21 protein-coding genes and 1 tRNA gene are annotated in these 23,797 nt (G+C 56.3%); 16 read left to right on the top strand and 6 right to left on the bottom strand.

The features are described from left to right. From PFER_RS08125 to purL, 8 genes are all read left to right on the top strand, one after another. Window positions 1-1,332, top strand: coding sequence for a pyridoxal-phosphate dependent enzyme (locus PFER_RS08125; RefSeq protein WP_048151001.1), 1,332 nt, complete (start codon window positions 1-3; stop codon window positions 1,330-1,332). A 114-nt stretch (window positions 1,333-1,446) separates the two neighbouring features. After that, complete coding sequence (locus PFER_RS08120) at window positions 1,447-1,911, top strand: phosphoribosyltransferase (protein ID WP_048150998.1); 465 nt, start codon at window positions 1,447-1,449, stop codon at window positions 1,909-1,911. A 187-nt stretch (window positions 1,912-2,098) separates the two neighbouring features. Further along, on the top strand, window positions 2,099-5,965 hold the full coding sequence (locus PFER_RS08115) for an adenosylcobalamin-dependent ribonucleoside-diphosphate reductase (RefSeq protein ID WP_048150995.1): 3,867 nt from the start codon (window positions 2,099-2,101) through the stop codon (window positions 5,963-5,965). 285 nt (window positions 5,966-6,250) lie between these two features. After that, complete coding sequence (for, locus tag PFER_RS08110) at window positions 6,251-8,110, top strand: tungsten-containing formaldehyde ferredoxin oxidoreductase (protein ID WP_048150992.1); 1,860 nt, start codon at window positions 6,251-6,253, stop codon at window positions 8,108-8,110. 63 nt (window positions 8,111-8,173) lie between these two features. Continuing rightward, entirely contained in the window at window positions 8,174-8,404 is a 231-nt protein-coding gene (locus PFER_RS08105) for a MoaD/ThiS family protein (RefSeq protein WP_048150989.1), read from the top strand. A 230-nt stretch (window positions 8,405-8,634) separates the two neighbouring features. Beyond that, the gene (gene purS / locus PFER_RS08100; RefSeq protein WP_048150986.1) at window positions 8,635-8,877 is read left to right on the top strand and encodes a phosphoribosylformylglycinamidine synthase subunit PurS; all 243 of its coding nucleotides are present in this window, start codon (window positions 8,635-8,637) and stop codon (window positions 8,875-8,877) included. Window position 8,878: 1 nt separating this feature from the next. Then, window positions 8,879-9,550: a phosphoribosylformylglycinamidine synthase I gene (gene purQ, locus PFER_RS08095; RefSeq protein WP_048150983.1), complete on the top strand. Its 672-nt coding sequence runs from the start codon at window positions 8,879-8,881 to the stop codon at window positions 9,548-9,550. Window positions 9,551-9,554: 4 nt separating this feature from the next. Next, window positions 9,555-11,690, top strand: a complete 2,136-nt coding sequence (gene purL, locus PFER_RS08090) for a phosphoribosylformylglycinamidine synthase subunit PurL (protein WP_048150981.1) — start codon at window positions 9,555-9,557, stop codon at window positions 11,688-11,690. Here the strand turns inward: purL and ppcA are convergent. Continuing rightward, a complete protein-coding gene (gene ppcA, locus PFER_RS08085) occupies window positions 11,687-13,108 on the bottom strand; it encodes a phosphoenolpyruvate carboxylase (RefSeq protein ID WP_048150978.1) in 1,422 nt (473 codons plus the stop codon). The genes purL and ppcA overlap by 4 nt on opposite strands. Before the next feature lie 70 nt (window positions 13,109-13,178). Continuing rightward, window positions 13,179-14,636 carry an IMP dehydrogenase gene (guaB, locus tag PFER_RS08080; protein WP_048150975.1) on the bottom strand — a complete coding sequence of 486 codons (1,458 nt, stop codon included), beginning with the start codon at window positions 14,634-14,636 and terminating at the stop codon, window positions 13,179-13,181. 491 nt (window positions 14,637-15,127) lie between these two features. On the opposite strand from guaB, the gene PFER_RS08075 reads away from it, so the two are divergent. Further along, window positions 15,128-15,331, top strand: coding sequence for a hypothetical protein (locus PFER_RS08075; protein ID WP_157255164.1), 204 nt, complete (start codon window positions 15,128-15,130; stop codon window positions 15,329-15,331). 86 nt (window positions 15,332-15,417) lie between these two features. Here the strand turns inward: PFER_RS08075 and PFER_RS08070 are convergent, their stop codons facing one another. Both PFER_RS08070 and coaD read right to left on the bottom strand, forming a co-directional pair. Further along, on the bottom strand, window positions 15,418-16,662 hold the full coding sequence (locus tag PFER_RS08070; RefSeq protein WP_048150970.1) for a phytoene desaturase family protein: 1,245 nt from the start codon (window positions 16,660-16,662) through the stop codon (window positions 15,418-15,420). A gap of 4 nt (window positions 16,663-16,666) precedes the next feature. Beyond that, the gene (gene coaD / locus PFER_RS08065) at window positions 16,667-17,137 is read right to left on the bottom strand and encodes a phosphopantetheine adenylyltransferase (RefSeq protein ID WP_048150967.1); all 471 of its coding nucleotides are present in this window, start codon (window positions 17,135-17,137) and stop codon (window positions 16,667-16,669) included. Window positions 17,138-17,215: 78 nt separating this feature from the next. Between coaD and PFER_RS08060 the strand changes: the two genes are divergently transcribed. Further along, complete coding sequence (locus PFER_RS08060) at window positions 17,216-18,400, top strand: hypothetical protein (protein ID WP_048150964.1); 1,185 nt, start codon at window positions 17,216-17,218, stop codon at window positions 18,398-18,400. A gap of 89 nt (window positions 18,401-18,489) precedes the next feature. After that, window positions 18,490-19,830 (top strand): acetate--CoA ligase family protein, encoded by a 1,341-nt coding sequence (locus PFER_RS08055; protein WP_048151148.1) that lies wholly within the window; start codon window positions 18,490-18,492, stop codon window positions 19,828-19,830. On the opposite strand, the gene PFER_RS08050 is transcribed toward PFER_RS08055, so the two are convergent. Next, window positions 19,809-19,896: transfer RNA gene (locus tag PFER_RS08050), tRNA-Leu, on the bottom strand. The two genes, PFER_RS08055 and PFER_RS08050, sit on opposite strands and share 22 nt — an antisense overlap. A 653-nt stretch (window positions 19,897-20,549) precedes the next feature. Between PFER_RS08050 and taw3 the strand changes: the two genes are divergently transcribed. The 3 genes from taw3 to PFER_RS08030 all read left to right on the top strand — a co-directional run bounded on the left by taw3 (window position 20,550) and on the right by PFER_RS08030 (window position 21,703). Continuing rightward, on the top strand, window positions 20,550-21,140 hold the full coding sequence (gene taw3, locus PFER_RS08040) for a tRNA(Phe) 7-((3-amino-3-carboxypropyl)-4-demethylwyosine(37)-N(4))-methyltransferase Taw3 (RefSeq protein ID WP_048150958.1): 591 nt from the start codon (window positions 20,550-20,552) through the stop codon (window positions 21,138-21,140). 88 nt (window positions 21,141-21,228) lie between these two features. Then, complete coding sequence (locus PFER_RS08035; protein ID WP_048150955.1) at window positions 21,229-21,405, top strand: zinc finger domain-containing protein; 177 nt, start codon at window positions 21,229-21,231, stop codon at window positions 21,403-21,405. Window positions 21,406-21,427: 22 nt separating this feature from the next. After that, complete coding sequence (locus tag PFER_RS08030) at window positions 21,428-21,703, top strand: elongation factor 1-beta (protein WP_048150953.1); 276 nt, start codon at window positions 21,428-21,430, stop codon at window positions 21,701-21,703. A gap of 63 nt (window positions 21,704-21,766) precedes the next feature. Here PFER_RS08030 and PFER_RS08025 read toward each other — a convergent pair whose 3' ends face one another. Next, on the bottom strand, window positions 21,767-22,786 hold the full coding sequence (locus tag PFER_RS08025; protein ID WP_048150950.1) for a tetratricopeptide repeat protein: 1,020 nt from the start codon (window positions 22,784-22,786) through the stop codon (window positions 21,767-21,769). Between the two features lie 84 nt (window positions 22,787-22,870). On the opposite strand from PFER_RS08025, the gene PFER_RS08020 reads away from it, so the two are divergent. Both PFER_RS08020 and PFER_RS08015 read left to right on the top strand, forming a co-directional pair. After that, entirely contained in the window at window positions 22,871-23,374 is a 504-nt protein-coding gene (locus PFER_RS08020; RefSeq protein ID WP_245612510.1) for a hypothetical protein, read from the top strand. A 34-nt stretch (window positions 23,375-23,408) separates the two neighbouring features. After that, window positions 23,409-23,797, top strand: a 389-nt coding sequence (locus tag PFER_RS08015) for a hypothetical protein (protein WP_157255162.1), incomplete at its 3' end; no start/stop codon positions are given.

The raw sequence follows: 23,797 nt of genomic DNA, 5'->3' as shown, positions 1-23,797 counted from the left end.
TTGAAGGCGGTCTGCCCCCTCTGCGGCAGGGAGTACGAGGGGATAATCCCGCCCAAATGCGAGTGCGGTGGGAGGCCCCGCTTCACCTACGACTACTCGAGGGTGAATCCCCGGGCCTGGAAGAGGAGAAAACCGGGGGTGTGGAGGTACAAGGAGCTCCTGCCCCCCGCTAAAAAAATCATCAGCCTGAACGAGGGAGGCACGCCCCTATTTAAGGCAAAGCTTGGGGAGGAGCTTTCCCTCAACGTCCACATCAAGGACGAGACGAGGAACCCCACGGGCAGCTTCAGGGACAGACTTGCGAGCGTTGCGGTTTCATACGGCCTCACTTATGCGGAGAACGGTTTCATAATAGCGAGCGACGGCAACGGGGGCGCTTCCCTGGCAGCCTATGCCGCCAGAGCCGAGAAGGAGGCTTTCGTGGTCATACCGCACAAGGTTGATAGGGGAAAGCTCATTCAGATGATAGCCTTCGGGGCCAGGATAATACGCTATGGAGACAGCGTGGACGATGCCATCCCCTACGCCTCCGAGCTCTCCCGGCTAAACGGCCTCTACGATGTAACGCCCGCCAACAACGCCGTTGGGATTGAGGGGCAGAAAACACTTGCATTCGAGCTGTGGGAGGAGTTAAACCCTACCCACGTTCTGGTTCCCACGGGAAGCGGAACACTCCTCTACTCCCTCTACAAGGGCTTCAAAGAGCTCCAGACCCTCGGGCTTGTGGAGGAGGTTCCCGAGCTCATAGCAGTTCAGACGGAGAAGTGCTCCCCCATAGCGGCCGTCCTTGAAGGAGGAAAGTCTAAAAGGGAGTTCACCAAGGCACTGGCCCTCTACGTTAGGGAACCGCCCTTCCTCGAGGAAGCCGTCGAGGCCGTTCGGGAGAGCGGTGGAAAGGCGGTGGTCGTGCGAGAGGAGGAGCTCGACGTTGGGGAGAAGAAGCTGGCCCGCGAGGGGGTGTTCGGTGAGTACGCCTCCGCCGTCGTGGTTCCCGCCCTCATGAAGCTCAGCGAGGGAGGCTACTTCGAGAGGGACGACCGGATAGTCCTCCTGGTTACGGGGTCCGGCCTGAAGAGCTTCCAGGAGGAGAGGGAGCGCTCGATGATAAGCGGAACAAAACTCGAGATACTCCGCATCCTTGGAGAAGGCGAGGCCTACGGCTACGAGATATGGGAGAGACTGGAGAAACCCATGAAGTACCAGGCAGTCTACCAGCACATCAGGGAGCTGGAATCCCTGGGTCTCATCGAGGAAAGCAGGAGAAAGGGCCGGAGGATATACTACCGCCTCAGCCCCAAGGGGAGGAGAATCCTCGAGAACCTCGAGGGATAGGCAATTGACATGCCCATGTCAACGTAGGCTTTTTAAGCATTACTTTTCAACCATTTCCAATCACAAAAGTCTTAAGTTTTGGAGCTCAAACTCCCGCTATTCGGAGGTGCTGATATGGACAAGGTTTACCTTACCTGGTGGCAGATTGACAGGGCGATATTCGCGCTCGCCGACGAGCTTAGAAAGAATTTCATGCCCGACGTGATAGTCGGAATCGCGAGAGGAGGACTTATTCCGGCTGTGAGGCTCAGCCACATCCTCGGCGATGTGGAGCTCAAGGTCACGGACGTCAAGTTCTACCGCGATATAGGGGAGAGAAGGGAGAAGCCCGAGATAAGGATACCCCTTCACGGTTCGCTAGAGGGCAAGAAGGTGGCGATAGTGGACGACGTGAGCGACACTGGCAAGACGCTCGAGGTGGTCATTGATGAGGTCAAGAAGGCCGGTGCAAGCGAGGTAAAGGTCGTGTGCCTCTCAATGAAGCCGTGGACCTCGGTGGTTCCTGATTTCTACGTTTTCAGGACGGACAAGTGGGTGGTCTTCCCGTGGGAGGAGTTTCCCGTGGTGGTGAGGGAGTAGTTGGATAATTTATCCGACAATTTTCCCGTCTCTTCTTTATAACCTAGCGTTCAAAACACCTCGTTAAAATTGGCAGGGTGTCAACTCCGGGGGAGCAAACCTTTTAGGAGTCAAACCCCCTCCTAATGTTACCCATCATTCTACACGTATAGGGGGCATTACATTGATAAAATGACGGGGTGTTAATATGGCAGTTGAAAAAGTGATGAAACGAGACGGGAGAATTGTGCCGTTTGATAAAAGCCGTATAAAGTGGGCCATCAAAAGGGCAATGCTCGAAGTCGGGGTCCACGATGAGAAGCTTCTTGACAGGGTTGTTAGAAGGGTCGTCAGGAGGGTTAACGAACTCTACGATGGACAGATCCCAAACATCGAGAACATTCAGGACGTCGTCGAGCTTGAGCTCATGAGGGCCGGCCTCTTCGATGTCGCAAAGGCGTACATCCTCTACCGTAAGAAGAAGGCCGAAATCCGCGAGGAGAAGAGGAAAATTCTCAACAAGGACAAGCTGGACGAGATAGACAAGCGCTTCTCCCTAAATGCACTCCGCGTTCTCGCGAGCAGGTACTTGATAAAAAACGAGAAGGGTGAAATCATCGAGAGCCCCAAGGAACTCTTCGAGCGCGTTTCAACTTTGGCCGTTATCTCCGACGTTCTCTATGACGAGAGAGTCTTTGACAAAAACGGCTCCCACGAGCAGGACCTGAATGCCCTCAACAAATATCTGGAGAACCTCGACGAGTACGACGGAAAGTTCTCCATAGGGAGGTTCAAGCTAAACAAGTGGCACTTTGAGAGGCTTCTCAATCTCTACCGCGAGCTCGCTGAAAAGGGCCAGATGAAGGTCTCTATTGACGAGCTCCTCAGGATGCTCGAGGAGGGTACCTTCGACAGGTATGAGGACGAGATAGAGGAGTACTTCAGGCTCATGACGGGCCAGTACTTCATGCCCAACAGCCCCGCGCTCATCAACTCCGGAAGGCCACTCGGGATGCTCTCGGCGTGCTTCGTAGTTCCGATAGAGGATGACATGGAGAGCATCATGAAAGCGGCCCACGACGTGGCCATGATACAAAAAATGGGCGGTGGCACGGGTTTGAATTTCTCAAAGCTCCGCCCCGAGGGCGATATAGTAGGAACCACCACCGGAGCAGCCTCCGGCCCGGTCTCGTTCATGCACCTCATAGATGCAGTCAGCGACGTCATAAAGCAGGGGGGCGTGAGAAGAGGGGCCAACATGGGCATCCTCGAGGTGTGGCATCCCGACGTTGAGAAGTTCATCCACGCCAAGGAGAAGAACACCGGAACCAACGTGCTGAGCAACTTCAACATAAGTGTAGGCCTCTGGGAGGACTTCTGGGAGGCCATAAGGGAGGGCAAGCGCTACCCGCTCACCAACCCGCGCACGGGTGAGAAAGTCAAAGAGATAGACCCGAAGAGCCTCTTCGAAGAGCTCGCCTACATGGCCTGGGCCAAGGCTGACCCCGGTGTGGTCTTCTTCGACGTTATAAACAGAAGGAACGTTCTGGAACCAGCTAAGGGCGAAAAAATCCGCGCCACCAACCCGTGTGTCGTTGGGGATACGAGGGTTCTCACTCCTGAGGGCTACATCAAAGCGGAGGAGCTCTTCAGCCTCGCGAAGGAGAGGGGTAAGAAGGAAGCCGTTGCAGTGGAGGGAATAGCTGAGGAAGGAGAGGCCTACGCATACTCGGTGGAAGTCCTTCTGCCCGGTGAGGAGGAAATCAAGTATGAAACCGCCCATGGAAAGGCTCTCGCGATAGCGGACCCCGTAGCTGTCCCCGCCTACGTCTGGAAAGTAGGGAAGAAGAAGGTCGCAAGGGTCAGGACAAAGCAGGGCTACGAGATAACCGCGACGCTCGACCACAGGCTCATGACCCCCGAAGGCTGGAAAGAAGTCGGTGAGCTGAAACCGGGGGATGAAATACTCCTTCCGCGCTTTGAAATCGAGGACGACTTTGGAAACGAGAGCATAGGGGAAGACCTCGCCTTCGTCCTCGGATGGTTCATAGGGGACGGCTACCTCAACGTTAACGACAGGAGGGCGTGGTTCTACTTCAACGCCGAAAAGGAGGAAGAGACCGCGTGGAAGATCAGGGAGATCCTCGCTAAGCACTTCGACATTAAGGCCGAACCCCACCGCTACGGCAACCAGATGAAGCTCGGCGTGAGGGGAGAAGCCTACAGGTGGCTTGAGAGCATCGTTGGAAACAACGAGAAGAGGGTACCCGAGGTAGTCTACAGGCTCAAGCCGAGGGAAATAGCCGCGTTCCTGAGAGGGCTGTTCAGTGCCGACGGCTACGTGGACAACGATAATGCTATCAGGCTTACATCAAAGGACAGGGAGCTTCTCAGAGAGGTTCAGGATATCCTTCTACTCTTCGGAATACTCTCCAAGCTTTACGAGAGACCCTACCCAACCGAGTTCAACTACACGACCAAGGACGGAAAGGAGAAAACCTACAGGGCTGAGGGCTACTACGAGCTCGTCATAGCGAACTACAGCAGGAAGCTCTTCGCCGAGAAGATCGGCTTCGAGGGCTACAAGACTGAGAAGCTGAACCTTCAGAAGACGAAGATCGACGAGCCGGTGGTTAAGGTTGAGAGCGTTGAAGTTATCGGAGAGGAAATCGTCTACGACTTCACCGTTCCGAAATACCACTCCTACATAAGCAACGGCTTCATGAGCCACAACTGCGGGGAAGAGCCGCTCTACGAGTACGAATCCTGTAATCTGGCGAGCATAAACCTCGCGAAGTTCGTCAAGTACGAGAACGGCGGAGCGTACTTCGACTGGGACGAGTACGCCTACGTGATCCAGAAGGTGGCGAAATACCTCGACAACGCCATAGACGTCAACAAGTTCCCGCTCCCCGAGATAGACCGCAACACCAAGCTCACGAGGAGGATAGGCGTTGGCATGATGGGCCTCGCGGATGCCCTCTTCAAGCTCGGCATAGCCTACAACAGCAAAGAGGGCTTCGACTTCATGAGAAAGGTCACCGAGTACCTGACATTCTACGCCTACAAGAGGAGCGTTGAAGCCGCGAAAGAACGCGGACCCTTCCCGCTCTACGAGAAGACCAGGTATAAAGACGGTGAACTGCCGGTTGAAGGCTTCTATCACAGGGAGATATGGAACCTTCCGTGGGACGAGCTCGTTGAGGACATCAAGAAGTACGGAGTTAGGAACGGAATGGTAACGACGTGCCCGCCGACCGGGAGCGTCTCGATGATAGCCGACACCTCCAGCGGAATCGAGCCCATTTTTGCCCTCGTGTACAAGAAGAGCGTCACAGTGGGAGAGTTCTACTACGTTGACCCCGTCTTCGAGTCGGAGCTCAAGAAGCGCGGCCTCTACAACGATGATATACTCAAAAAGATAAGTGACAACTACGGCTCGATACAGGGGCTCGAGGAGATTCCCGAGGAACTGCAGAGGGTCTTTGTTACCTCTATGGACATTCACTGGCTCGACCACCTCCTTGCCCAGGCGAACATCCAGCTCTGGCTGACTGACTCAGCGAGCAAGACCATAAACATGCCGAACGATGCCACCGTTGAGGACGTTAAGGCCGCATACCTCCTCGCCTACAAGCTCGGCTGCAAGGGTGTGACGGTTTACCGCGACGGCTCTCTATCAGTTCAGGTTTACAGTGTCGAGGGAGAAAAGAGACAGCGCGTCAAGGCAAAGCCTAGCGAGTACGCGGTGGAGAAGCTCAGGGCAGTGGTTGAGGCGGAGCCATGGCTCTCGAAGTTCATAAACGTCGAGGCCATACTTAACGGCACCAACGGGAAGGAGAAAGCGGAGAGTACCCTCACTTTCTCAATAAGCACCGCAGCAGCCCCGAAGAGACACGAACACCCGCACCACGCGGAGAAACCCGAGATCTCCGAGGGGAAGATACAGGAGCTCCTTGGGGTGGCCTACTGCCCCGTCTGCTACGAGAAGGACGGGGAACTCGTTGAGCTCAGGATGGAGAGCGGCTGCGCCACCTGCCCGAGGTGCGGATGGAGCAAGTGCGTCATAAGCTGAACCTTTCCTTTTTGCTTCCCATCCTTCTTTGAGGTCAATACTTCACGGGGGGTTAGCATACATCTTTGAGCTACCTCTATGTCCTATCATGGGCATCCTCGACCGTAGGGTGTTCGTCAATACACCTCTACAACCACGATTATTTCGGCCAAAATGGCTAAACATTAAAGTTTATTTGGGCAATGGAGGGTAAATAAAAGTGTTTTCGAGAATCCGGGAGGTTAAAGGCTTCTGTGAACTCAAAGCTTTTATATAATTTCATTCTTATAAAATACGGTGGTTTCTATGAAAGGATGGTGGGGAAGAATCCTCAGGGTTGACCTAACCAACAACAAGGTTTGGGTGCAGGAGTATCCCGAAGAGGTCGCGAAGAAGTTCATAGGCGGTAGAGGTCTGGCCGCTTGGATTCTCTGGAACGAAGCTAAAAACGTTGACCCGCTCGGACCGGACAACAAGCTCGTTTTTGCCTCTGGCCCGTTCAACGGTCTCCCGACCCCGAGCGGCGGTAAGATGGTCGTGGCAGCGAAGAGCCCGCTCACCGGCGGTTACGGTGACGGTAACCTCGGGACCATGGCAACCGTCCACCTCAGGAAGGCCGGCTACGACGCTATAGTCGTCGAGGGCAAGGCCAAGAAGCCGGTCTACCTCTACATCGAGGACGATAACGTGAGCATACTGAGCGCCGAGGGCATCTGGGGCATGGGCACCTTCGACACCGAGAGGGAGCTCAAGAAGATACACGGCAAGAGCGTGGGAATCCTTACCATAGGGCCCGCTGGAGAAAACCTCGTTCGCTACGCCGTTGTCATGTCCCAGGAGGGCAGGGCCGCCGGAAGGCCCGGTATGGGTGCCGTCATGGGAAGCAAGAACCTCAAGGCCGTCGTCATAAAGGGAACCAAGGAGATACCCGTTGCCGACAAGGAGAAGCTCAGGGAGCTCAGCCAGAAGGCCTACAACGACATACTCAACTCACCCGGCTACCCGTTCTGGAAGAGGCAGGGTACAATGGCTGCCGTCGAGTGGACCAATGAGAACTCCGCTTTGCCAACCAGAAACTTCCAGGATGGCTCCTTCGAGTTCGCAAGATCAATAGACGGCTACACCATGGAGGGAATGAAGGTCAAGCAGCGCGGCTGTCCCTACTGTAACATGCCCTGTGGAAACGTCGTCCTCGATGCCGAGGGAGAGGAGAGCGAGCTAGACTACGAGAACGTCGCCCTTCTCGGCTCAAACCTCGGCCTCGGAAAGCTCAACGAGGTCTCGGTTCTCAACAGGATTGCAGACGACATGGGTATGGACACCATAAGCCTCGGTGATTCGATATCCTTCATCATGGAGGCCAGGGAGAAGGGTCTCCTTAAGGAAGGGCCAACCTTCGGCGACTTCAAGAAGGCCAAGCAGCTCGCCCTTGACATCGCCTACCGCAGGGGAGAGCTCGGAAACCTCGCGGCCGAGGGTGTCATGAGGATGGCCCAGAAGCTTGGCGATGACAGCTTCGCCATGCACGTCAAGGGCCTTGAGATAAGCGGTTACAACAGCTACATCTATCCAGCGATGGCACTCGCCTTCGCCACCAGTTCTATCGGTGCCCACCACAAGGAGGCATGGGTCATAGCCTGGGAGATTGGAACGGCTCCAATAGAGGGTGAGCACGCAAAGAAAGTCGAGTACAAGATAACCTACGACCCGGAGAAGGCCGCCAAGGTCATAGAGCTCCAGCGCCTCAGGGGCGGTCTCTTCGAGATGCTCACCGCGTGCAGGCTCCCGTGGGTTGAGGTCGGTCTCAGTCTCGACTACTATCCGAAGCTCCTCGAGGCCATCACCGGCGTCAAGTACACCTGGGATGACCTCTACGCTGCTGCGGACAGGGTCTACGCCCTCATAAGGGCCTACTGGGTCAGGGAGTTCGGAGAGAAGTGGGGCAGGCACATGGACTACCCGCCGAAGAGGTGGTTTGACGATGCCCTCAAGAGCGGACCGTACAAGGGCCAGCACCTTGACAGGGAGAAGTACGACAAGCTTCTCAGCGAGTACTACAAGATGAGGGGCTGGGACGAGCGCGGAATCCCGAAGAAGGAGACCCTCCAGAAGCTCGGCCTCGAAGAGGTCATACCTGAGCTGGAGAAGGTCACCAAGCTCGAGTGATTCCTTCCTTTTCTTCTCCAAATGTTTTTATTTCCCAAGCGAGAAGCTTCAGTGGTGATGCTCATGGTCAGGATAAGGCTCATGGGTGCCTTCGCACACCTCGCCGGTGCTAGGGAGCTACACGTCAGGATAGATGGGAAGAAGGAGGTTGATGAAATACTCCGCGAGGTTATCCCGAGGTACGAGGAGTTCCATGACAGAATAATCATGATAAACGGCCACCCCGCGAGGGGAGATGCTGAGGTAGAGGACACCGACGAGATAAAGGTCATGCCCGTCCTCAGCGGAGGGTGATACCCCGCTTATGCTCATATTCCCCGCTCCCACACTCTAAAAACATTCAGTATTTTTTACCCCTCCCGAGAGGCGGGATAATCAAATGAGGACCATTAAATGGCAGTTCTGCGCGAATGGGGTTGTACCCCAGCAAAAGTTTGCTCTCCGGGTAATTTTTTTAACATATTTATGTCAAAATAAACCTTAAAAACTCCAAATTTTTACATTTTTCTGACAAGGTGATAAAGATGAGGTGGAAGGTTAGGGTCATCGTGCGGCTTAAGGAAGGCCTCAACGACCCCGAGGGAAGGGTCATTGGAAACGCCCTGAGGAACCTCGGGTTCAGAGTGGAGAACCTGCGCGTTCCAAAGTACTTTGAGTTCGAACTTGAGAGCGAAAAGCCCGAGGAAGACGTTGAGGGGATGTGCAGAAAGCTCCTCGCGAATCCCCTCATCCACGAGTGGGAGTACAGCGTAGAGCCGGTGAGCTGAGATGGTGAAGTTTGCCGTCGTTGTCTTCCCGGGAACCAACTGCGACTTCGAGACGGAGAGAGCAATAAGGGAGGCTGGAGGGGAGGCGGAGCGCGTGTGGTACAAGAGCTCTTTGAAAGACTTTGACGGCGTCGTCCTTCCCGGCGGCTTCAGCTACGCGGACTACCTGAGGGCCGGAGCGATAGCTGCTCGTCAGGAGATAATGGAGGAGGTAAAAGAGTTCGCCCGTGAGGGAAGGCCGGTTTTAGGGATATGCAACGGCTTCCAGGTTCTGACGGAGGCAGGCCTCCTCCCTGGCGCGCTGAGGCCGAACAAAACTCCGCGCTTCATCTGCAGGTGGGTGCATCTCAGGGTCACCGACGCTGAAACGCCTTTTACTCAACTCTACGAACCCGGGGAGGTCATAAGGATGCCGATAGCCCACGCCGAGGGCAACTACTACGTTGATAATCCATCAAAGGTTAGAGTTGTTTTCCAGTACAGCGACGAGAAGGGCAACATAACTGATGAAGCCAATCCCAACGGCTCGCTCCTCAATACAGCGGCGGTGGCTAACGAGAGGGGCAACGTCCTCGGCACGATGCCGCACCCGGAGAGGGCGAGCGACCGCTTCCTGGGCAGTGAAGATGGCCTGAGGCTCTTCAGGAGCATGGTGGAGTGGGCGAGGAGGTGAAATCATGTTCCCCCACGAGGAAAGGCTCATTCGCGAGAGGCTCGGAAGGGAGCCGAACGAAGTGGAAAAGGCAATGCTGGAAGTCATGTGGAGCGAGCACGCATCATACAAGTCGAGCAGGCCGTTCCTTAAGCTCCTCCCAACGGAGAACGAGCACGTTGTCCTCGGCCCCGGGGAGGACGCCGGGATAGTGAGGTTCGACGATGAAACCTGGATAGCGGTTGGAATCGAGAGCCACAACCATCCGAGCGCCGTTGAACCCTACGGCGGTGCCGCCACGGGTGTCGGCGGCATCGTGAGGGACATACTCTGCATGGGTGCAAGGCCCATAGCGCTCCTCGATCCAATACGCTTCGGGCCGCTTGAGAAGGAGAGGAACCGCTACCTCTTCCAGGGAGTCGTGAAGGGCATAGCGGACTACGGCAACAGGATAGGCGTGCCGACCGTTGGTGGGGAGACGGAGTTCGACGAGAGCCTGGATAACTACACGCTCGTTAACGTCGCCTGCATTGGAATAATGAGGCCAGAGCACTTCGTCCACAGCTACGTTGAGGAGGCTGGGCTGAAGCTCGTCCTCGTCGGCAACAGAACTGGAAGAGACGGAATCCACGGAGTTACCTTCGCGAGTGAAGAGCTGAGTGAGAACGCTGAGGAGGAAGACCGCTCCGCGGTTCAGATTCCCGACCCGTTCACGGAGAAGCTCCTCATCGAGGCAACGCTTGAAGCCGTCCACACAGGGAAGGTCAGGGCCCTCAAAGACCTCGGCGGCGGCGGGCTTACCTGCGCCTCCTCGGAGATGGCAGGGAAGAAGGGCTTTGGCGCGGTAGTATATGCGGACCGCGTCCCCCTCAGGGAGCCAAACATGACACCTACGGAGGTAATGATATCCGAGAGCCAGGAGAGGATGCTCTTCGCCGTTAGAGAGGAAGACGTCGAAGAAATCGGAAAGATTTTCGAGAAGTACGGCCTTGAGTGGACCGTTATCGGGAAAACCATTGAGGAGCCGCGCTACGTTGTCTATTGGAACGGGGAGAAGGCCGCGGATCTACCAATAAGCCTCCTCGCGGATGTTCCGACGCTCAAGTGGGAGATGAGACCCTACAGCATCGAAAGGGACGTGAAAACACCGGAGATAAGGTTTTCAGAGGCTTTCGAGCTGGTCTGGAAAAGTCCCAACGTGGTTAGCAAGCGCTGGGTGTGGGAGACCTACGACCACGAGGTTCAGGGGAGGACTGTTGTGAAACCCGGCTCTGACGCGGCCGTGCTCAGGATCAACGAGCGCTACGGGTTAGCGTTCGTGGCCGATGGAAACCCGAACCACAGCCACCTCAACCCCTACCACGGGGCGATGGGGGCCGTGGCTGAAGTTGTCAGGAACCTCGTGAGCGTGGGTGCCGAGCCCTTGGCTTTGGTTGACAACCTCAACTTCGCCTCTCCGGAGAGGCCCGAGGTCTACTGGAGCTTTAAGGAGACGGTTAAGGGGCTGGCTGACGCGGCAAGGGCCTTTGGCCTAGCGTACGTGAGCGGAAACGTCAGCTTCTACAACGAGGTCGTTGACAGGCCCATAAAGCCGACTCCGGTGGTCGCTGCCCTCGGAAAGGTCGAGCTTGAGAATATACCTGGCTTCGGCCTCGAGAAGGGCCTTCTCATAGGGATCGTGGGGGTCACGAGGAGGGAGCTCGGCGGTTCGGAGCTCTACGCGAGGCTCGGCCTTGAGGGTGGCATCGCTCCCAGGGTGAACCTTGAGGAGGAGAAGGCCAACGCCGAGGGAATCCTCGAGGCAATAAGGAAGGGCCTCGTTAGGACCGTCCACGACGTTAGCAGGGGCGGAATAGCGGTGGCCCTGGCGGAGATGGCCGTTTGGGGTGGCACGGGCTTCATTCTCGACCTCTCGAAGGTTCCAGCTGAAGCTTCGAACCCGCTTGAGGTTGCCTTCAGCGAGAGCCACGGGCGCTACATAGTGACCTTCCCCGAGGAGAACCTCGAAGTGCTTAGGGCAATCTTCAAACACTTCGCCGTCATCGGCAGGGCCGGCGGAGATAAAGCGATCTTCCTCTGGGGTGGAGAGGAGCTCCTCATGAAGCCCGTGTCTGAGCTTAAGGAGGTTCACGAGTCCCTTCCCGAGAGGATAGGGGGCTAGCCGAGGAAGCCCCTCATCGCAGCCAGCTCGAGAACCGGGCCCTCGAACCCCTTCCAAACTTTTTTCGTGCCCTCAATGTACTCCGCCACTCCCTCGACCTTCCACTCATTGTAGAGCTTCACCAGTCCGTCGAGACCGAGGCGCTGGGCGATTTCGGGGTTGAAGAACCTGAGGGCAAACTCGATGTCGTCGTAGAGGCCCCTATACGTCTCACCGAGCTCTTCAAGCTCCCGCTCGGAGAGCACCCCTAATCCCAGAACCTCCGGGGGAATTCCAATGGAGTACAGGGCCGCGGTGAACTTTATGGCCCTCGGGAGCGCCACGCCGTCCACCTCGCGGGTGTAGCCGAACAGGCCTATGTGGAGCTTTCTCTTCCTCCTTGGGGGTATCATCCTTGCAACACGCCTTATATGCGGGGCAAGGAGCTTTACCTGCCTCCTGTACTCCTCCTCGTACTTCTCGAGGACCCTCAGCTTGTCCTCCTCGACGGGCTCCGCATTTTCCCTTCTGCTCTCGTTGATCCTCTCCACCGCCTTTATGACGTCCTTCGGGGAGTTGTCGTATTTGAAGGAGCTCTGAAGGGTGAAGGTCTGCGCGCTCGGGTATTCCCTGAGGACGGCATCAACGTTTTCCGGGGTCAGATGCCCCCTGAAGGGCGCGCTGCCAACACCGATTATCGGATAGATTCCAACGCTCATCTCCTCCTCAAGCTCCGCCAGCCTGTAGAGGGCGTATTTATCGTACACAACCGCGCTTATAAGACCGTAGTTCATCGCCGGGTCGCTCCTTGCCAGAAAGACGCGCTGCTCCTCAAAGGGCTTCCCCTGAATGTACTCCTCGAGGATTGAGGCGGAGTTGAGTATGGCCTCCTTGGTCTCGAAGAGCGGGATGACGCCTATCTCCCTGGGCTCAAAGTCGCCTATCCATTCGTTTATTTTAACGTCAAAGACGCGTCTGTACTGCAGCCCCGCGACGAACTTTCGATAGAGCTCATAAACCCTCTCTATCTCCTCAGGGGCCGTCGTCATGGGGAGTATCACCTCAAAGATAGGGGGGCTGGACTCCCCGTAGAATATCCTCGCGTAGTCCGCAGAGCGGGGGATGCCCTGAAGCGTCTCCATGAGGAACTTGGCCTCGGACCTCTCAATCCCCGGGTTCGGCACCCTTGGAGTTAAACGAAAGTCCTCACCAAGCCTCTGGGAGGTGAAGAACTCGGGATGGGACTCAAGAAGCTTTTTTACGACGAAGCTGTCCACTTCCTTACCCTCGAAGTCCCACATCTGCTCCTCGATTCCAAGAACGCTGAAGGCGTAGAACGCCTCCGTCACCTCGTCCTCCCCCTCAAGGAGGGCGGAGCGGGCAAAGAAAGGGACAAAAACGTTGTCCGGGTGCTGAGTGCTCATTGTTCTCGGTATCATTATGACCACCAGAATAGGAAAAGAAGGAAGGAATTTAACTTTTATCGAAGATTCATTGACATATTGACAATCACTTGCCGACGGGGTAGTTCGGTGCCTCGTTGGTTATGGTGATGTCGTGCGGGTGGCTCTCGATGTAGCCCGCGTGCGTTATGACCACGAACTCTCCCCTCTCCTTGAGCGCCGGAATGTTTTTCGCCCCAACGTAGCCCATTCCTGAGCGGAGACCGCCGACCAGCTGGTAGAGAACGTCGCTCACGCTTCCCTTGTATGGCACGACACCCTCAACCCCCTCGGGCACGAACTTCCTCGTCTTCATGTGGCCCTTCTGGTAGTACCTCTCGGCACCTCCCTTCATCATGGCCCCGAGGGAGCCCATACCGCGGTACTGCTTGTAGCGCCTTCCGTTGATAACCACTTCCTTGCCGGGGGCCTCCTTTGTCCCAGCCAATAGAGAGCCAAGCATTACCGCATCTGCCCCAGCGGCTATGGCCTTAACTATGTCGCCAGAATAGCGTATTCCCCCGTCCGCTATCACGTGAAGGCCGTATTCCCCGGCCCTGTCTGCCACGAGCGCTATGGCGGTAACCTGGGGGACGCCAACGCCCGCAACAACGCGCGTGGTGCATATGCTCCCCGGTCCGATTCCTACCTTGACCGCATCGGCAAAGGCTAAGTCGTCCACCGCCTTTGGATTGGCGATGTTGCCCACTATAAGATCGGCGTCAACGGCATTCCTTATCTCCCTCATCGCCCTTATCGCCTTGAGGTTGTGGGCGTGGGCGGTGTCCACGACTATAACGTCAGCCCCAGCCCTGTCAAGGGCTTTCGCCCTCTCGAGGTCGAAGGGACCGACTGCAACTGCAACAACCAGGTCACCGTTATCATCCCTCACCGCGTTCCGGTACTTCCTCCTCTTGGTGAGGTCGCTCATCGTTATTAGGCCAACGAGTCTCCCCTCGCTATCAACGACGGGGAGGCGGTCAATCTTGTTCTCAAACATTATCGAGAGGGCCTCCTCCACCTCGACGTTCTCCGGGACGGTTATTAGCTCCCCAGTCATGGCTTCTCTAACCTTCTGGCCCTCTTTGACGGCTATGTCCTTCTTCGTGATGATTCCCACCAGCTTCCCGTCCTCCACGACCGGGAGACCGTCTATGTCGTTCCTCTCCATCAGGAAAAGCGCGTAGTCGAGGGTCTCGTCGGGAGAGATCGTTATGACGTCCTCGACTATGAAGCGCTCCGCCCTCTTCACCCTCCTGACCATCTCCGCCTGCTCCTCGATGCTCATGTTCCTGTGGATGACCCCCAAACCGCCTTCCCTGGCCATCGCGACCGCCATCTCCCACTCGGTGACGGTGTCCATGGCGGCGCTCAAAATGGGGATGTTGAGCCTCACGTTGGGCGTTATCCTGGTGGAGACGTCAACGTCCTTGGGCTCGACCTCGGTTGCCTGCGGTATCAGAAGAACGTCGTCGAAGGTGTACCCCTTAATCGCGTTAACAAGTTTCTGTTCAAATTTTCCCATATCTGCCGGACCTCCACGTCCTTTTTAACATGAACATGAGGAGGGTTTTTAAGGGTTTCCACGACGGTTCTCGAACCCCATTCCCCTCCAGGCGAAGCCCCTCAAACCCCATGGGGCCCTCCACAGAACTTTACAAACGCAAAGCTTTTAAGCAAATGTGCACGTTCGGACACGGTGATGCAAGATGAGAAGGCTCAAAATAGCGCTCTCCTACCTCGCCCCCGTGCTGCTCATCGTGGCACTCCTCGCGATGGCAGGATGACAAAAATCCCAAAGGGTTCCCTACCTTAGCCGTCATATTTTCAAAATATCCCCATTTTTCTATTCAAATGACGACAAAATTCGGGAAAATTTAATTAGGAGTCGCGCCAGCACTATGCTGGTGATTACCGTGAGGAGGGAGTGGGAAACCCATCTCTAAGGAAAAAGGTAGGAGCTTTTCTGAAGAGGTTATCGGAGAAATTTTGAAGGAGGGTCTTTACTGGTCCGCCATGGGGCGGCCCGAAGAGGTGCTCCCCTTCCTGAGGGGAAGGCTTTTGAGGAACGCAAACGGAAGCAGGGAAAAAGCGGAGAGAGTTCTGGATTCACTCAAAGACTTCTACGAAGATGTCAGTGCTTCAGGCAAGGTAAGGCGGGAGCACCTGCTCCTCCTGGAGGCCTACGAAGCCTCGATACGTAAACTCATAGAGGGGTAGGTTTATAACCCCTCCCCCCAACCATTCTCGGGGATGATGAGGGAGATTTCGCCCGAACGATGAGGAGACTCGCATGGGCTGACCCCTTAAAGGTACCACTCGTCGAATTTTGCCACGTTGAGCCTCTGGAGAACCTTCATAACTCCAAGGGCGATTCCATCTATTTCTATGCCGCCTTCACCCTTATATGCGTCCCCCACCACGAAGACATCATCCAGCGGGAGCTCGAGGTGCTGGCCCGATGCGACGCGGTTAACCGGGTTGCCGTCGAGGTAAGTCTGCACCATGACGACCTCCCCGTCGGGGAAGAGCTCCTCAACGTCCCTCAAACCTAGCTCGCGCTCCTTCCGGATGTTCCTGCTCCTGAGGGCGTGATGGGCCATGACGAGCGTATAACCCTTCGGTGCGAGCTCCGGCGAGAGTGAGGAGGGTTCGTTGTAGCCGTTTATTCTCTCCGCGTCGAGAGTGAACACCACGGTGTTGCCTATCCTCGGTTTCCCCGGGAGGGCGATGTTGTACTTTATGCCCTCGCTCGGCCTCAGGGAGTCGAGCTTCCTCAGGTAGTCCCCATCAAAGTGCTCCCTTCCAACGAGCTCAACCGTCTCTCTAATCCCCGCGTTTGAGATGAGGACGTCGTAGGGGAACTCCTCGTTCTCCGATGTCAGAACCCTCTTCCTCTCCACGTCCACCTCGACTACCCTCTTCCCCGTGAGTATCCTCCCCCCATAGGCCTCAACGCGCTCCGCTATGCCCCCCGTGAGCGCCTTACATCCTCCCCTTATCAGACCCGGCCCGCCCCAGCGGAGGGCGGCCTTTATCTCCTTCGCGAGCTCCACCGCGGGAACGTCGTCGCCGGTCAGGCTAACCGCCCACCCGAGGAAGGACTCTATAAACCTCATAACGAACTCGTTCTCACCTACGCTCTCCGCTATCCACTCCCTCGCGCTAATTCCCTCGGGGGGGAGCTTCCCGCGCTTTACATCGGCCATGAGTTTCATGGCCCTTGCCCTCTCGCGCCAGCCCAGGTACTTCCACCCCTCGCGGTAGTGGAAAGTCCTTCCGTCATAGCGTATGAGCCCCTTGGGGTCGGAGTTGACTATCTCCACGTCGGCCCCTATGAGGCGGAGCAGGTGGGCGAGGGGCCCGTCCGAGCCGTGGGGGATCATGTGGAACGCCCCCGTGGAGAGGCCGAAGCCCATGTATTCTATATTCGTGCACCTGCCCCCTATGAAGGGCGATTTCTCAAGGACAACCACCTCATGACCCCCCCGGGCCAGGAAGGCCGAGGCGAGGAGTCCACCAACACCCGAGCCGATGGTTATGACCTTCATTTTATCACCTCCTAACAGGGTTGCCAAAGGGGTCTATCAAGCCAGCCCTTATGAGCGATGAGCTTATCTTCTCCCCTATACCGCTCCTGATTATGGGTATCCTCTCGATGGCGAGGGGTTTGAGGCCGTGCTCCTCCCTGGCGCGGTTTACGAGGAGGGCACCCTTGTAGGTCTCCTCGCTCACAACTATGGCCTCAAGCTCCCGAAATTCAACCGTAAATCCGAGGGCATTGTGGATTTTTATGATGCGGTAGTTTTGATAACCGTTCACCTCAAGGAACTTGAGGAGGTCCCTTAGACGGTGGGGGTAGGGGAGTATCCTCTCGGCGTAGGGCTTGTCCTTTACCATCTCGTCCGAGGTCAGGCCTATGTAGACGAAGCGCCCCACCTCGAACGCCCTGCGGAGAAGCGCCTTATGGCCAAGGTGAAGGCGGTCGAAAGTCCCTCCAACGACAACCTTTCTGTACTTCCCCATGCTCCCACCGCGCAAAATTAGAGGACTAAACCAATAACTTTTTTTGTCCCCGCCTAAAAAAACTTTGGGGGTGAAAGGGTGAGAAAGGCCGCACTGTTAATCATGGGTATCCTCCTTCTCTCGGCACTGAGTGTGGGAGGCGTGAGCGCTTATTCGCCGCAGCCCCTCTTCGACATGACCGTCCACATAACCGTGTCGGAGTCGGGCTCCGCAGTCTTCAGGATAAGCGTCAAGCTCGTAGACAAGGACGAAAGGACGGAGCTCGAATCAATCGCCAAGAACAACGGTACGGAGGAGGCCAACAAAGCCTTCGAGAACCTCCTCTACAGCATGGTCTACCGCCAACTCAAGGATGAAGTTACCGAGCGCTATCCCGACGCCCATATCGTGATTCCCGCGGAGGGGCTCGTTAAAATCGGGGACAACTGGACCGCAACCGTCACATTCAAGTGGTACAACTACCTTGTTGAGGATGGCAAGAAACTCCAGACCGCTTTCTACGGCCCGCTCCGCTTCACCTACCGCAACGTGGTCTACTCCTACATGTGGAGTCGCCTCTACCTGACGCTACCGAGGGACGCCTACGTCCTCAACCTCGCCCCCGTTCCGAAGGACTTCACCGACAACGTCGCTTACTGGGAGAACGGGGACTTCCTCCCGATAGTCGTGATAACCTACGACGCGTCCCTCTACGAGGAGCTGCAGCAGAACAAGACCGCAAGCGAAAACCAGACCTCTGGGAACTTCGTAACCTGGGGCGAGTTCCTCAACTCCACCAGGAAGGCAATAACCCTTCAGTACGACTGGAGCGGCTTCATGAAGTTCAACGCCACCTTCGAGGGGGCGCCCGTTAACGAGTACATAGAGAAGCGCCTCGTGGAAGAGTTCGAGAAGAACATGGGCGCCACAGGACTCTCAGTGAATGCGGGGGAGAACAGGATAGAGGTAAGGGGCGAAATAAAGCCGCAGGTGGACTACCGCGAGAGCCTCTTCACCAAGGAATGGAACGTGACCGTTACCTTCCCCTTCAGGTTCGACAGCGTCTCGATAGCCGGGGAGCACAAGGAAAGCAGGGTAAACGGGTACTCCGTGAACGTGCTCTACGCGGAGGAGAAGAACACGAAGAAGCTCATAGTAGCGGGCCTCGTCGTTGCGGGCCTGATCCTGGGTGCGCTCCTCCTCACAGGGCGCGAGGAGAAATCGAGGAGAAGGGAGAGGGCACCCAAGACCAAGAGGGGCAGCGGGCTGCCGAAGAAGAGGTGACCCTTCCTCCCAATTTTTTGAAAGAACTGGAACCACCAATAAGCTTTTTTAGCGTTCCGCGACATTCCTACGGAGGTGGTGGTGTGAGTTTGGATGCTTTTTTCTACCCGTCGAGCGTGGCCGTCTTTGGATCGTTCAAGAAAGGAGCGATAGCATATGAAATCCTGAGGAACATCGTCGAGGGAGGCTTCGATGGGAATATCCTCCCGGTGAACCCGAAGGGTGGAAGGGTTGAAATCGCGGGGAAGAGCTTTGAAATCGGGGAGAAGCTTGAAGAGCCCGTTGATACCGCCATAATCGCGGTTCCAGCTAAAATCGTCCCTGATTTAATTGACGAAATCGGGCCGCTCATCAGGGGGGCCGTTGTAATCTCCGCGGGCTTTTCAGAGGTGGGCAACGGGGAGCTTGAGCGCGAACTGGTCCAGAGAGCCAAAAAGCACGGCGTGAGAATAATCGGCCCCAACTGCGCGGGCATCTTTGGAGTTCATGGAAGGTTCTTCGGCTCCTTCGAGGTTCGCGTTAAGCCCGGCGGATTAGCTTTGATCAGCCAGAGCGGGGCCTTCGGTGGTGCGGCGTTGGCCATGGGCAACGATGAAGGGGTTGGCTTTTCCGCCTTCGTCTCCTACGGGAACGCCGCTGATCTCAACGAGAGTGACTTTTTGGAGTACTTTGCCGACGATGAGAACACGAGGGCAATAGCCCTCTACATCGAGGGGGTGAAGGACGGGAGGCGCTTCCTCAAGGCGCTCCGCTACGCCTCATCGAAGAAGCCCGTCATAGTGCTCAAGGCAGGAAAGAGCGCGAGCGGTGCGAAGGCCGCTGCCTCGCACACGGGTTCTCTCGCGGGGAGCTATGAAATCTACCGCGCGGCCTTCAAGCAGGCTGGCGCCATAGAGGTCGAGGAGATGGAGGAGGTCTTTGATGCAGCCAAAGCTTTTGAGATGTACGCCAAAGCCGGGAAGAGGGTCGCTGTCATCACGAACTCCGGAGGGCCGGGAGTTTTGGCGACGGACAAGCTCGAAAGGCTCGGCCTTGAGATAGCCAAGCTGGGCGAAGAAACGGTTGAAGCCCTTAGGTCGTTCCTCCCGTCCCAGTGCTCCGTGAAGAACCCGATAGATTTGATAGCCGATGCGGACTACGAGCGCTACAGGAGAACAATAGAAATAACCTGCGGAGACGAGAACGTTGATTCCCTCCTGGTAATCTGCGTGCCGCCCATATTCATACCGAGCGAGGAGATAGCGAGGGCCATCGTTGAGGCAAACTGCTCCAAGCCCATAATCGTTAACTTCATGGCCGGGGAGCTCGTTAGGGAGGGTGTTGAACTGCTCGAGAAGCACGGCATCAAGAACTTCCCAACACCGGAGAAGGCCGCAAAAGCACTTGCATGGCTTTCCAGAAGGCGAAATGGTGCGGGGGAGGGGATTTGAACCCCTGAACCCCTGCGGGAGCGGATCTTGAGTCCGCCGCCTTTGACCAGGCTCGGCAACCCCCGCGTGTGCGAGGAACGCTCCCGGTTTCAATTGTTTTTGGAAGTTTTTAAAAGCCTTTCCATCTGGGGGCAGGAGTCGGGCAAGTCACAGCAAGGACTCTTGCCCCCTAAGGTACCCCCTGATTCTGAAACCCGCCAGTTTGAAGGGGTAAAGGGGAAGACTGAAGCCCAACAAACTCCCAGCAGGTGAAGGTTCCCCTTTTTGAAAGCCTTTCCATCTGGGGGCATTAGCCTGATTTGAGTCTGCGAGTTTTCGTGCCCCCTAAGTTACCCCCTAATTCTGAAATCAACCAGCTTAACCATCGCCCGGTGGGAGAGCTGTCTGGGGGCCGAATAATCCCACCAGAAAGGAATCCGTTTGAAGGGGTAAAGGGGAAGCCTGAAGCTCAACAAACTCCCAACAGGCGAGAATTCCCCTTTTCGAGGGGCAGTTTTCTGAGAGGTTTCAGCAATCCAACGTGCCCCTTACGTTAACCCCTAATTCTGAAATCCACCAGTGGGAAGGGGTAAAGGGGAAGCGGGAAAATAACAATCGCCCAGCGGACAGAGAAAGTCCTGGCAACTCCAAGCATCCCTTAAGCCAACCTCAAACCCGAAGTCCCCGTGAGTGTCCCGACCGCGGGAAAGGTTTTTAACCACCTCCCCCAGCTATCAACCATGCCCTACCTTTACGAGAAGAACTTCGAACTGCAGAAGAGGCTCGCTATGGAGAAGCTCGAGGAGGCCCTCAGGCTGGGGCTCGTGGATGAGGATGTTATCCCCCTGCTTGAGAAGCTAAACTCAAGGGAAGAGTACTTCACGACCTCCTCGTGCTCCGGAAGGATAACCGTCATGCAGATGCCCGACTTCGGCGACAAGGTGAACGCGAGGTGGCTCGGGAAGTGGCACCGCGAGATCGGCCTCGAAGAGGTCCTAAATGCTGTGAAAAAGCACGACGGCGGGATGCTCTGGCTCATGGTGCACTCCCCGATACTCCACGTGGCTTCGAGAACGCTTGAAGACGCGGTGAGGCTCCTCAACGTCGGCGTTCTCAGCGGCTTCAAGAACTCGAGCATAAAGAGCGTGAGCCACAAGAAGCTCGTGGTGGAGATACACTCCACCGAGCGGCTCGACATCCCGCTGGGAGAGGACGGTGAGCTCTGGGTGGGAGAAGATTACCTAGCCCGGGCGGTGGAAATGGCCAACCGCCAGCTGAGGAGGGCCAAGGGGAAGCTGAAGAAGCTGGAGGAGAACGTGGAGAACCTTTGAAGCGCATGGTAAACTTTATAAAGGCTCGCCATAAAGGGAATTCAGAAATTTACGATAACCAAAAACCCCATTTCTGGAGGTGGAGTGAATGGAAAGCTTTAAAGTGCCTGTCTGCACGTCATGCGGAAAGGAGATTAGCCCAAGGGAGAAGGCCACGCACTTCGTGTGCCCCAACTGCGGTGAGGAGGTCATATGGAGATGCGAAAGCTGCCGCGTGCTCGGGGTGACCTACAAGTGCCCCAAGTGCGGCTGGGAGGGCCCGTGAATTAAAAACGGAGGTGTAAGAAATGAGCGACTTCAACCTCGTTGGCGTTATAAAGGTCATGCCGACCGACCCGGATGTGAACCTCGACGAGCTCGAGGAGGCCATTAAGAAGGTCATTCCCGAGAAGTTCGGCTTCCAGAAGGTCGAGAGGGAGCCGATAGCATTCGGTCTCGTCGCCCTCAACGTGTACCTCCTCGGTAAGGACGCCGAGGGATACTCCTTCGACGAGGTTGCCGAGGCCATTGAGAAGCTCGAGAACGTCGAGAGCGCCCAGGTAACCACCGTTACCAGGTTCTGAATTGCCCGAAAGGGCATTTTAACCCTTTTCTTAAGCAGAATTCTCTTAAGTAGAAAAAGGGGCTCAAAGCCCCATCCCGATGTTGAGAACCGTCGTCCCTATGCTCTTGAGCTCATCCAGAATTGCCCTGAGCTCCTCGTCCCCGATTTTTGAGTAGAGCTCGTCGAAGCGTGCCTTCGCCTCCTCATGACCCTCTTTAAAGCGGGCAAGCTCCGCTATGGCCCTGAAGAAGCTGGCGTATTCCTCGTGCCCCTCGAAGGCCTCCACGAAGAGATCCATGTTCTCGTAAACCGGGGCGTACTCCTTGTCCGTTATGAGCGTCTCAATGTACTGCCTCAGTGCATCGAACACGAACAGGAAGAGCTCCTCGCTGGTCTCGAGGGCCTTGGCCATCGCCATGGCGATGTCTTTGAAGGCGTCCCTGTACTGGCCCCTCTCGAGCTTCACCTCGCCCCTTATGAGGAGCGCGTTCACCTCCACCTCCGTGTCCCTCGGGTTCCTGAGAACCTCCTCGAGGAGAGCGAGGGCCCTCTCATCGTCCCCCGCCTCGTGGTGGAAGTGGGCCAGGTCAACAAGGGTTATCATGTGGTTGAGATCATCGCCGAGTTCCCTGAACAGGGCGCTAGCGGCTTCCATCTTCCTTATGGCCTCCTCGAGGTCATCCAGCTCTTCGTGAACCAGGGCCATGCGGGCCAGCGTGAGGGCCTCCTCCTTCCTCTCCCCTGAGGCCTTTTCCAGCTCGTACAGCTCCTCAAAAGTTTTGAGGGCATCCTCGTAAAAGCCGAAGTGCTCGTAAGCGTCGGCCAGGTAGTAGAGGGCCTCGGCATAGCGCTCGCTTCCCCTGGCCCTCTCCACTATGCCCCTGTAGGCGTTGAAGAGCCTCTCTTCCTCCTCGAGGTGGGCGTAAACGTGGGCCACCTCGTGCGCCAGGTCGTAGCTCCAGCACTCAACCGCGAGCTTCTCAAGCTCTTTTAGGGTTTCCCTGAGCTTATCCTCGTCCTCGACGCCCTCAAGGTAATCGTCAAACAGTTCAAGCACCTTTTCGCAGTCCTTCTCGGCCATGGCCTTCTCAAACTCCTCCATTCGTATCACCGGAAGGCACTAGGTGAGAGAAGTTAAAAAGCTATGCCCCTCCAAAGGTTTATTAGGTTCCCAAGAAAAGGAACCATGGGTGAGGAGAAGGCTGAAAAGGCCGGGGGTGATTTAATGTTCGGATTTTTGCGTAAGAGACGGGAGGAAGATTTGGGCCCCTTCGTTTACCTCAGCGAGCCCACGATACTCTACAACACCAGGACGGAGAAAGCTATAGTGAGTATCATCGAGGAGGAGCTCGGGGCGGAGAATATTCTCGTGCCCTCAAGCTACGGCCTCCGCTCGACGTTCCACATGATAGGCAAAGCCAAATCACTCGTCGCGGTCGCGGTGATGGGGAAGCTGACCGCGGGTGTGGTTGCCGAGATTGAGGAGGCCGAGAAGAGAGGTGTGCCCGTTTACACGCTCGAGGTGGCCAGGAAGGGTGAGGATTTGGAGTATGCCCTCGTTGAGGGTGTTCCGGAGGGGCTTGAAAGACTCTCCATGGAGGAAACGGACCGCTTCTACAACGAGTTCCGCGGGGAAGACCTGCCTAAGGTCACGGACATATTCTTCGGCAAGGGCAGAAGGAAATGGTAAAAGCTTTTTACTTCCACAACAAACCAATTTTTAGGTGATGCGAATGAGAAAACTGGCGATATTTTTGATACTTATGGTTCTCCTTCCGATGGTGAGCGCCTACGAAATAGAGAGCCTCACGTGGGGAGGGGACAAGTACGACGGCGCCGTCTTTGTCCAGCCCGCGGGAGGGGCTGTGTTCCTCGTGGGGTCGAGCGAGAGCTTCACCCCTGACAGAGCCCTCTTCGCCACGGCCATCAAGGACGGAAAACCCCTTTTCGCCCGCGTTTACTACACGAACGCCCCGGTGTGGGCCAAGGACGCGGTCTTCCACGACGGCTACGTTTACGTGGTAGGTGAGATGGGTGACTCGACCTTCAACAGAGCGGACGGCTTCATCGCCAAGCTCACCCTCGACGGCGACCTCGTTTTCTTCAAATCCTT

The sequence above is a fragment of the Palaeococcus ferrophilus DSM 13482 genome (assembly GCF_000966265.1).
In the GTDB taxonomy this organism is placed as follows: domain Archaea; phylum Methanobacteriota_B; class Thermococci; order Thermococcales; family Thermococcaceae; genus Palaeococcus; species Palaeococcus ferrophilus.
Note: the sequence above shows the minus strand (reverse complement) of the source record. Positions and strands in the feature narration are given on the sequence as shown.